Genomic DNA, 9,895 nt, shown 5'->3' on the forward strand with positions numbered 1-9,895 from the left:
CCTGAACGCCGGCGTTGTCGAACAGATCGGCTCGCCGATGGAGCTTTACAACAACCCGGCCAACACATTTGTAGCCGGCTTCATCGGATCGCCGCAGATGAATTTCATCGAGGCAAGCCGTCTCGGTGAGGGCGCGGCGACATCCATAGGCATCCGGCCGGAACATGTTTCGGTCGACCGTGAAGGCGGCGACTGGACCGGCAATGTCCTGCATGCCGAGCATCTCGGAGCCGATACGATCCTCTATATGGATACCGAAGCCACCGGCCTTTTGACGGTACGACTCTTCGGTCAGCATGAGTTCGATGCCGGCGACAGGCTCTTTGCAACGCCCGATCAATCACGCCTGTTCCGGTTCGATGGCAACGGCCGCGCCATTTCGGAAAAATAGAGGGTGTCGGAGCGTCAGGCGAGCAGGCACCGTAAATCCCTCATATCGCCGGGGCTCAGATTTCCACCATCCGCCCCTCGATCACCGATTGCAGCGCCGCATCCGCCAGGATCAGCGATTTCAGCCCGTCCTCGCCCGTCGGCGAGACCGCCTCGCCATCGCGAAGCGCGGCGATAAACGCACCGATCTCAGCCGCGTAGGCGTCGACATAACGCGTCATGAAGAAGTCGTGCAATGGCGGCCTGCGGTGGCCGCCTTCATCGGCGATTTCGATCATGATCGGACGCTGGTTTTCCGCCGCGATCATGCCGTTTGAACCGTGCACCTCGATGCGCTGGTCATAACCGTAACTGGCACGCCGGGAATTGGTGATCACACATTGCCGCCCGCTCGCCGTTTCAAGAATGACGGCGGCGGTGTCGAAATCGCCGAGTTCTCCGATCTTCCTGTCAATAAGAACGGACGCCGTCGCACAAACGCGCACAGGCTCTTCTTTCAGGAGGAACCGGGCCATGTCGAAATCGTGAATGGTCATGTCGCGGAAGATGCCGCCTGACTTGGCAATATACTCCGGCGGGGGCGGTGCCGGATCGCGTGAGGTGATTTCCACAAGCTCCACATCGCCGATCCTGCCCTCGTCAATCGCGGCACGCACCGCCTGAAACGACGGATCGAACCGCCGGTTGAAGCCCACCATGAGCTTGGCATTGGTCTGGCGAACCGTCGCCAGGCATTCACGCACCCGCTCGACGCTCAGATCGATCGGCTTTTCACAGAAGATCGCCTTACCCGCGCGGGCAAACCGCTCAATCAGATCGGCATGGGTATCGGTCGGCGTGCAGATAATGACGGCATCGATATCATCGACCGCTTCGATCGCCTCCAGCGACCGCACATCGCACCCATATGCGGCGGCCACCTCGGAAGCCGCCTGCTCAAAGGCATCCATGACCGCAACCAGCCGGGCACCCGCATTTGAGGTGACGGCCTTGGCATGCACCTTTCCGATACGCCCTGCCCCAAGCAACGCGAAACCAATACTCATGATCCTGTCCTCGTCCAGATGAAACGACCTGCATGGTTTAGCAGGCTTTCGCCTGCCGCCACCAGGAAAGAAAAATCGTGTCGGCCAAGCGGCTATGCCCGGCCGACATCCGTGTCAGACGGTTCCGCCGAGGGACCTCTCAAGCTGCGCCAGTTCCTTGCCGCCGGCCATCATGTCCTGCAGTTCCTCGGGCTTGATCTCCCCGCGCGTCGCGGTGCCGAGCGTCTGGCCGCGGTTAAGCACGGTAAACCGGTCCCCGACCGCCATGGCATGGCGCACATTGTGCGAGATGAACACAACGCCGATCCCTTTCTTGCGCACCTTGTCAATCGTCGCCAGAACATTGGAAGTCTGACGCACGCCGAGTGCCGAGGTCGGCTCATCGAGGATCAGGATTTTGGCGCCGAAATAGACCGACCTTGCGATCGCGACCGTCTGGCGCTCGCCGCCCGACAATGTCCCGACGGCCTGGCTTGGCTCGCGCAGATGGATGCCCATGCGCGCCATCTCTTCCATCGTCACCCTGTTGGCCATGTCGAAATCGATGAACTTGAGCGGGCCGATCCGTTTGCGCGGCTCCCTGCCCATCCAGAAATTGCGCGTCACCGACATGAGCGGGATCATCGCAAGGTCCTGATAGACCGTGGCGATCCCGGCTTCGATGGCGTCGCGGGCCGTGTTGAACGTGACCTGCTTGCCTTCCATGAAGATCTCGCCGCGGGTCGGCTTGTGGACGCCGGCCATGGTCTTGATGAAGGTCGACTTGCCGGCGCCGTTATCGCCGAGCAGGCAGTGACACTCTCCCGGATTGACCGAGATGGACACGCCGTTCAGCGCGATCACCGAGCCGAAGTGTTTTTCGATGTTCTTCAGTTCAATCAGTGGCGTGCTCATCTCAGCGCTCCCCTGTGATGCTGCGGCGGATATAGGTGTTGAGGATCACGGCCAAAAGCAGGATCACACCGAGGAACACGCGGAACAGCGAGCTCTCCACCCCGGCAAAAAACAGTCCCTGCTGGACAACGCCGAAGATCAGGGCGCCAAGCGCCGCGCCGACCACCGATCCGTAACCGCCCGTCAGCAGCGCACCGCCGATGACCACCGAGATGATGGCCTCGAATTCCTTCAGAACGCCGCGGTCGGCTGCCGCCGAACCGAACTCGATCACCTGGCAGGTCGCGAAGACCGTCGCGCAGAACGCGGTGAACATGAACATCATGATCTTCACGCGATTGACCGGCACGCCGGTATAGCGCGCGGCCTGCGCATCGCCGCCCGAAGCAAAGATCCAGTTGCCGAAACGCGTACGCGTTAAAAGAATATGGCCGAAGATGATCAGGCCGACGGCCCAGACGATCAGCATCGGTATGCCGTCGACGACAGGTTCGCCCGCCCGGTTACCGGCGACGAACTTGTCGATCAGTCCGAGATCGGCAAGCCAGACGAAAAATCCCTGGAAGATTTTCCCGCCGAAAATCGCCGCGAGCCAATCGCCCTCCGCGGCATCGCGCACGCCGCCGATGATGGTCTTGTTGGTCGTGAAGATCGCCAGGAAGATTGTCAGGCCGCGCAGGATATAGAGAAAGGCCAGCGTGACGATGAAGGACGGCAGTCCGGTGCGGATCACCAGGAAGCCGTTCAGCCAGCCGATGCTCATGGCGATGACGAATGCCGCGATAATCGCGACCCACATCGGATAGCCGTAGGTGACCGACATCAGTGCGATGACAATGCCCGAAAAGCCGATCATGGAGCCAACCGACAGGTCGAACTCGCCCGCGATCATCAAAAGACAGGCACCTACGGCTATAATCGCGAACTGCGCCGAAACAACAGTCCAGTTCACGATGCCTTCCGGCGAGAACATGCCGGAATCACCGGCAATCATGAGGAAAAACACAAACACGAGGATCACGCCGCAGATCGAGCCCAGTTCGGGTCTGATCAGCGTTTTGCGCAACGGCGAGATTTCCCGGATGCGTTCGTCGCGATCCTCCTCCTGCGGCGCCGCCGCCTTGGCTTCGGCTTCTGACATGTCGGCCTCCCATCCTCGCCCGGAGTTCCAGGCGAGTCCAAGTTTCGAGATGTTCGTTACAAACCGGTTCTCAGTGAACCGAACACTATCGGGCCGGCCGCATGACGGCTCTGAAAAAGGGCCCAAGGTCAGCGGCCGCGCAGAGCGCGGCCGCCGGCAGTCCTAGCGATATTCGCCTGCGAACTCTTCAACCTTGGCCAGGGCGTCCCTGGTGACAAAGCCGGGGCCGGAGTTGATGTTGTTGCCGGGCAGCACGCCGAAACGCTGGTAATTGGCAAGCACGACGACCGGCAGATAAGCCTGCAGGAAGGGCTGCTGGTCGATGCCCCACCGGATCGTGCCGTCCTTGATACCCTTGACGATTTCGGTGCCGAGATCGAACGTACCGAAATAGATCTTTCCGGCCATGCCGTTTTCCTTCAGCGCTTCGATCGTCGGATCGGCCGAAGTCGGGCCGAGCGTCAGAACGGCTTCCGTGTCGGGATTGGCTGACAGGAACGCCTTCACGCGGTTCTTGATCTCGGCCGGGTCCTGACCGGAGTCGATCATGGAATCGCCAAGCTCGACGCCAAGTCCGTCGGCAAAGCCACGGCAGCGCTCGCCCACAACCGGGTTGGAGACCACGTGGTTCACACACAGGAACGAGCCGATACCGTCGCGTTTCGCGCGCTGACCGGCGGCAAGACCGGCATCATATTCCGGCTGGCCAATATACATCAGAGCACCGACATCGGCTGCCTGCTCGGGCGTGCCCGAATTGATGATGATCACCGGAATGCCCTTGGCGACCGCATTGCTGATCGGTCCGCTGAGGACATCCGGGTCGGCCAGGGTGGTGATGATGCCGTCCGGGTTCGACGCGGCTGTCTGCTCGATGATCCGCGCCATGTCGGCGATATCGCCGGTGGCCGGGTTGCGGTACTCGACGTCTACGCCGACATGCTCGCCGGCCATGGAAAGTCCGTTCTTGATGGTGTTCCACCAGGAATCGGAATCCGGCGCATGGCTGATCAGCACAATGCGCTCACCTTCGGCACTCGCCGTTGCGGCCATCCCGAACATCGAACCCGCGGCAAAAACACCAGCCACAAGACCGCGTAACAGTTTTTTCATTGCAAATTCCTCCACCAGGGTGTCCGGAAGCACCTGTCTCATCCGGAGCGCTCCCACTCACACGGAGCGCCAATATTTATCTCCCGAATTCGGCCGTGACGCAAAACGGAACGTCTTAACCGAAAAACTCATCTAGCAGAATATTTATTCCACCAATCGCAGATGAGGTCAAGCTGCAAGCCAAGCCGCTCTATGGCCGCCGGTCAAGCCCGGTCCTCACCCTGCCTGCTCAAAATGATAAACCTCCCTTTTATTTGCCGTCCGATAAGCCTGCGCTCATGAGAGGAATGCCTCCGCTCAGCCGGACGGTTTGAACAAGCCGGTGTCCGTGAGCCAATCCGAGAACACCTTATGCCAGGTCGATCAATTTTGCAACCGGTTGCAAAGCACTCTGAAGGCGCAGACGGAGTTTGTTTACGAAACAGACATTTCCTCTATGGAATATTTATTTCATATATGACACATTGAGATCAGAACATTCCAAGGGAAGCATCTTGAAGACAGATGATACGACACTCGCACCCCGGGATTTCGAGTCCCTGCGCAGCCTGATCATCGAGCGTCGGAGCGCCCTGCCCCGCAGGCTCGCACAGGTCGCCAAATACGCCATGGACAACCCCGATGAGGTGGCTTTCGGGACGGCGGCGAGCATTGCCGCGTCCGCCGACGTGCAGCCCTCCACCCTGGTGCGTTTTGCCCACCAGCTCGGCTATGAGGGCTTCTCGGATCTGCAGCGGGTTTTCCAGGCGAGGCTGCGGCACCGAACGCCGAGCTACGAAGATCGCCTCAAGACCATTGCCGCCTCCAGCGGCACATTGCATGAGGACGCCGATCTTCTTGATGGCTTCCTGTCTTCAGCCAGGCGCTCGCTCGATGATTTTTCGGCAAGCATCGATCCGCAAACCCTGAACCGGGCCGTCAATATCCTGGCCGGAGCGGACACGATCTACCTGCTGGCACGACGCCGTTCCTATCCGTTGATCGCACATATGGCCTACGCCTTCGGCAAGCTGAAGATCCGCAACAGCCTGATCGCCTCACCCAACGGCATCGATCCCGAAATTGCCGCCATGGCGCGTCCGCAGGATGCGGCTCTGGCGATAAGCTTTTCTCCCTATGCCGCCGACAGCGTTGCCCAGGCCCGCAGCATGTCGGAAGCCCGCGTGCCCGTCGTGGCAATCACCGACTCGGCATTTTCTCCCCTCGCTGCCTGCGCTACGCAGTGGATCGAAATCGCCGAAGCGGACTATGCCGGTTTCCGCTCGCTGTCGGCCAGCATCGCGCTTTGCTCGGCCCTGCCCGTCGCCATCGCGGAAGCCCGTCAGAACCTGCCCTAGATGTCGTTCAGAATTTTTATTCTGAATTGACAGAATTTTGGAATTACTGTTTCATTTGACCGAACCGCTGCCCCGAGCAGCGGGCGTTTCCTTCCGGAGAGACCAAAATGGCTGCTGCGGCATCGAACGGCGCTTCCCATATTCTGGATGTCATCACGATCGGCCGGTCATCCGTCGATCTTTACGGCCAGCAGATCGGCTCCCGGCTTGAGGACGTCACCTCCTTTGCCAAATCGGTCGGCGGCTGTCCCTCGAATATCGCCATAGGCTCCTCGCGTCTCGGCCTGAACTCCGCGGTGATCACCCGGGTCGGCGATGAACAGATGGGCGGCTTCATCCGAGAACAGATGCAGCGCGAGGGTGTGGACAGCGGCGGCATCGTCACCGACCCGGACAGATTGACTGCCCTGGTCCTCCTGTCCGTTCAGAACGACACCACCTTCCCGCTGATTTTCTATCGCGAGAACTGTGCCGACATGGCGCTGTGCGAGGACGATATCGACCCGGATTTCATCGCCCGCTCCCGCTCCGTGCTTGTGTCGGGAACGCATTTTTCAAAGCCGGACACCGCCGCGGCGCAGAAGAAGGCAATGAAGCTCGCCCGGCAAAACAACGCGAAAGTCATCCTCGATATCGACTACCGGCCGAACCTTTGGGGCCTTGCCGGACACGCGGCCGGCGAAGAGCGTTATATCGCCTCGGGCGCCGTCTCCGAAAAGATGAAAGCCGTGCTGCCGGATTGCGATCTCATCGTCGGCACGGAGGAGGAAATCCTGATCGCATCGGGTGAAAGCGAACTGCCGGCGGCCCTTGAAACCATTCGCGGCCTGAGCGCCGCCACCATCGTTCTCAAGCGCGGCCCGATGGGGTGCATCGTCTATGACGGCCCTATTCCCCAAGATCTTGAGGACGGTATCGTCGGCAAGGGGTTTCCGATCGAGGTCTACAACGTCCTCGGCGCCGGCGACGCGTTCATGTCGGGCTTCCTGCGCGGCTGGCTGCGCGGGCAAGATCATGCGACCAGCGCGACCTGGGCCAACGCCTGCGGCGCCTTTGCGGTCTCGCGGCTGCTGTGTTCGCCGGAAATTCCGACCTGGGAGGAACTCAACAGCTTTCTTGAAAACGGATCGCCCCACCGCGCCCTGCGCAAGGACGAGGCCATCAATCACATTCACTGGGCAACCACCCGCGACCGGGACATCCCCCAGCTCATGGCGCTCGCCATCGATCACCGGGTGCAATTGACCGACATCGCCGACAAGCTCGGCGTCGGCCACGACCGGATCCCGCAGTTCAAGCGGCTCGCGGTCGCTTCGGCTGCCCGGGTCGCGGACGGGCGTGCGGGCTTCGGCATGCTGCTCGACGAGCGCTTTGGCCGCGAGGCCTTCTTCGACGCGGCGAAACATGATTTCTCCTGGCTCGGCCGTCCGGTCGAACTGCCGGGATCGAGGCCGCTGCGTTTCGAATTCAGCCAGGATATCGGCTCGCAACTTCACGAATGGCCGCATAATCACTGCATCAAGGTGCTGTGCTTCTATCACCCTGACGACGCGGAAACGCTGAAGGCCGAGCAGCAGGAAAAGCTCCTGGCGCTTTTTCAGGCGGCGCGGAAGGTCGGACGCGAACTGCTTGTGGAAATCATCGCGGGCAAACACGGCAGCCTTGAGGACGATACGATTGCCCGTGCGCTCTCTGAATTATACGCGCTCGGCATCAGGCCCGACTGGTGGAAGCTGGAACCGCAGGTGTCAGCCGCCGCGTGGTCAAGCACCGAGGCGGTCATAAATCGCAACGACCCCTGGTGCCGCGGCATCGTCGTCCTCGGCCTCGACACGCCGGTCGACGAACTGGAGAAGACATTCCGCGCCTGCGCCGACATAGAGACCGTTCGCGGCTTCGCCGTCGGGCGCACCATCTTTGGCGATGCTGCCAAAAAATGGCTGGCCAAAGAAATAAACGACGATGAGGCCGTTGCCGACATGGCCGGACGCTTCGAGAAGCTGTGCACACTCTGGCAGCGCTGCCGCAATCCAGGCTGAACGAATTTCTTCTCCCGGCTTGGCTCAAAAACCGGCTATAACGTGATCAGCCGCCGGGCGATAAGAGGAGATTGTCAGCGTGTCGAAACTTCTGGTGAAGCCCAAGGACGGGCACGGTCTTGTCACCCACATCACACCGGAAAGCGCCGGATGGGATTATGTCGGTTTCGATCTTCACAAATTGCAGCCGTCCGACACCGTCGGCGCTCAAACGGGCGATCGGGAAGTCTGCCTTGTTTTCCTGACGGGCCGGGGAAAGGTCGCGGCTGCGGGAGAGGACTTCGGCGTTCTGGGCGGGCGCATGTCGCCGTTCGACGGCGTGCCCGCCGCCGTCTACGTCCCCGGCGGCTCAAACTGGCAGGTGACGGCGGAAACGGACGTTGAACTCGCCGTCTGCTCCGCACCCGATACGGCTCATACACTGCCGGCGCGTGCCATAGCCCCCGCCGATCTGAGCAAGGAGACGCGGGGAACGGGAACCAACACGCGTTACGTCACCAACATCCTGCCCGAGGAACAGCCGGCCCAATCACTGCTCGTTGTCGAGGTCATCACACCCGGCGGTCACACCTCCTCCTACCCGCCGCACAAGCACGATCAGGACAATCTTCCCCATGAATCGATGCTTGAGGAAACCTATTACCACCGCCTCAACCCGCCGCAGGGTTTCGGCTTCCAGCGCGTCTACACCGACGACCGGTCGCTGGATGAATCGATGGCCATCGAGGATGGCGACGTGACGATCGTGCCGAAGGGATATCACCCCTGCGCGGCCTGTCACGGTTATGATCTTTATTATCTGAACGTCATGGCCGGTCCGAAACGCACCTGGAAATTCCACAACGCCCCGGAACATGAATGGCTGCTCGACGCCGGCTGAAATATTTACTTTTCCGGCAGCACCGCCGTCGCCTCGATCTCGACCTTGGCACGATCTTCGATCAGCGCGGTGACCTGAACGACGGCCATCGCCGGAAAATGCCTGCCGATGACGCGCCGGTAGGCGGCGCCGAGTTCGCGCTGGCAGGCGAGGTATTCGGCCTTGTCCGTGATGTACCAGGTCATCCGCACAATATGCTCCGGCCCCGCACCGGCCTCCGCCAGAACCGCGACGATGTTTCGGAAAACCTGTTCGCACTGGCCGACAAAATCATCGGTCTCGAACACCTGGTCGCCGTTCCAGCCGACAAGGCCGCCTGTGACGACAAAGCGGCCGCTCGCTTCGACACCGTTTGCATAGCCCTTTGCAGGCGTCCAACCTTCCGGATTGAGTATTTTCATAGCACTCCAGCCTTCACTTCATGTGTCCTCCCGGCGGTCAGACCCCGAGAAAACGGTCCTGGATTTCCTTGTTCAGATCGGACGGCGGACCGTCCCAGACACTGGTTCCGCGCTCCAGGATGGTGCAGCGGTCAGCCACCTTCATGAGTTCCTTCAGGGTTTTATCGACGATCAGGATCGACTGGCCCGCGGTCTTCAATTCAGAGACCGCGGACCAGATCTCCCGCCGGATAACCGGCGCCAGCCCTTCCGTCGCCTCATCGAGGATAAGCAGTTTCGGGTTCGTCATAAGCGCCCGCCCGATGGCCAGCATCTGCTGTTCGCCGCCCGAAAGCGTGCTTGCCGACTGGCGCTGGCGCTCCTTGAGACGCGGGAAGAGCCCGTTGACCCGTTCCAGCGTCCATTCGCCGGGCCGCGCCGCCACGACCAGATTTTCGTGTACCGTCAGATTGGGAAAGCAGCGCCGCCCCTCCGGAACCAGCCCGATGCCGAGCCGGGCGACCCGGTGCGACCGCAACGATCCGAGATCGCGCCCGCGAAAACGCACAGAGCCGTGCCGGTAGGGCAGGATCTTGCAGGCCGAACGGATCGTGGTCGTCTTTCCCATGCCGTTGCGACCCATGAGGGCAACCACCTCACCCTCGTCGACGCTCA

10 protein-coding genes are annotated in these 9,895 nt (G+C 60.9%); 4 read left to right on the forward strand and 6 right to left on the reverse strand.

Annotated elements, in window-relative coordinates; all coding sequences use genetic code 11:
- On the forward strand, nucleotides 1–391 hold a 391-nt coding region (locus AC5E6N_RS21075), incomplete at its 5' end, for a TOBE domain-containing protein (protein ID WP_491749656.1).
- 55 nt (nucleotides 392–446) lie between these two features.
- Here the strand turns inward: AC5E6N_RS21075 and iolG are convergent.
- The 4 genes from iolG to AC5E6N_RS21095 form a co-directional block, all read right to left on the reverse strand.
- Complete coding sequence (iolG, locus tag AC5E6N_RS21080; protein WP_491749657.1) at nucleotides 447–1,436, reverse strand: inositol 2-dehydrogenase; 990 nt, start codon at nucleotides 1,434–1,436, stop codon at nucleotides 447–449.
- A 114-nt stretch (nucleotides 1,437–1,550) separates the two neighbouring features.
- Nucleotides 1,551–2,330, reverse strand: coding sequence for an ATP-binding cassette domain-containing protein (locus tag AC5E6N_RS21085; protein WP_491749658.1), 780 nt, complete (start codon nucleotides 2,328–2,330; stop codon nucleotides 1,551–1,553).
- A 1-nt stretch (nucleotide 2,331) separates the two neighbouring features.
- Nucleotides 2,332–3,471, reverse strand: a complete 1,140-nt coding sequence (locus AC5E6N_RS21090; RefSeq protein ID WP_491749659.1) for an ABC transporter permease — start codon at nucleotides 3,469–3,471, stop codon at nucleotides 2,332–2,334.
- A 162-nt stretch (nucleotides 3,472–3,633) separates the two neighbouring features.
- A complete protein-coding gene (locus AC5E6N_RS21095) occupies nucleotides 3,634–4,584 on the reverse strand; it encodes a sugar ABC transporter substrate-binding protein (protein ID WP_491749660.1) in 951 nt (316 codons plus the stop codon).
- A 494-nt stretch (nucleotides 4,585–5,078) separates the two neighbouring features.
- Here AC5E6N_RS21095 and AC5E6N_RS21100 point away from each other — a divergent pair, with 494 nt between their 5' ends.
- The 3 genes from AC5E6N_RS21100 to iolB all read left to right on the forward strand — a co-directional run bounded on the left by AC5E6N_RS21100 (nucleotide 5,079) and on the right by iolB (nucleotide 8,840).
- Nucleotides 5,079–5,921, forward strand: a complete 843-nt coding sequence (locus AC5E6N_RS21100; protein WP_491749661.1) for a MurR/RpiR family transcriptional regulator — start codon at nucleotides 5,079–5,081, stop codon at nucleotides 5,919–5,921.
- A gap of 107 nt (nucleotides 5,922–6,028) precedes the next feature.
- Nucleotides 6,029–7,960, forward strand: coding sequence for a bifunctional 5-dehydro-2-deoxygluconokinase/5-dehydro-2-deoxyphosphogluconate aldolase (locus tag AC5E6N_RS21105; protein ID WP_491749662.1), 1,932 nt, complete (start codon nucleotides 6,029–6,031; stop codon nucleotides 7,958–7,960).
- A 79-nt stretch (nucleotides 7,961–8,039) separates the two neighbouring features.
- On the forward strand, nucleotides 8,040–8,840 hold the full coding sequence (iolB, locus tag AC5E6N_RS21110) for a 5-deoxy-glucuronate isomerase (protein ID WP_491749663.1): 801 nt from the start codon (nucleotides 8,040–8,042) through the stop codon (nucleotides 8,838–8,840).
- 5 nt (nucleotides 8,841–8,845) lie between these two features.
- Here the strand turns inward: iolB and AC5E6N_RS21115 are convergent, their stop codons facing one another.
- Together AC5E6N_RS21115 and AC5E6N_RS21120 are read right to left on the reverse strand one after the other, a co-directional pair.
- The gene (locus AC5E6N_RS21115) at nucleotides 8,846–9,241 is read right to left on the reverse strand and encodes a RidA family protein (RefSeq protein WP_491749664.1); all 396 of its coding nucleotides are present in this window, start codon (nucleotides 9,239–9,241) and stop codon (nucleotides 8,846–8,848) included.
- Between the two features lie 37 nt (nucleotides 9,242–9,278).
- The coding region (locus AC5E6N_RS21120) for an ABC transporter ATP-binding protein (RefSeq protein WP_491749665.1) at nucleotides 9,279–9,895 on the reverse strand (617 nt) is incomplete at its 5' end.

The sequence above is a fragment of the Hoeflea sp. genome (assembly GCF_984452065.1).

Excerpts from the sequence above, each read along its gene's own strand:
- iolG (WP_491749657.1), bottom strand. The coding sequence starts at position 1,436 with ATGAGTATTGGTTTCGCGTTGCTTGGGGCAGGGCGTATCGGAAAGGTG.
- AC5E6N_RS21105 (WP_491749662.1), top strand. The coding sequence starts at position 6,029 with ATGGCTGCTGCGGCATCGAACGGCGCTTCCCATATTCTGGATGTCATC.
- AC5E6N_RS21090 (WP_491749659.1), bottom strand. The coding sequence starts at position 3,471 with ATGTCAGAAGCCGAAGCCAAGGCGGCGGCGCCGCAGGAGGAGGATCGC.
- AC5E6N_RS21085 (WP_491749658.1), bottom strand. The coding sequence starts at position 2,330 with ATGAGCACGCCACTGATTGAACTGAAGAACATCGAAAAACACTTCGGC.
- AC5E6N_RS21095 (WP_491749660.1), bottom strand. The coding sequence starts at position 4,584 with ATGAAAAAACTGTTACGCGGTCTTGTGGCTGGTGTTTTTGCCGCGGGT.
- AC5E6N_RS21115 (WP_491749664.1), bottom strand. The coding sequence starts at position 9,241 with ATGAAAATACTCAATCCGGAAGGTTGGACGCCTGCAAAGGGCTATGCA.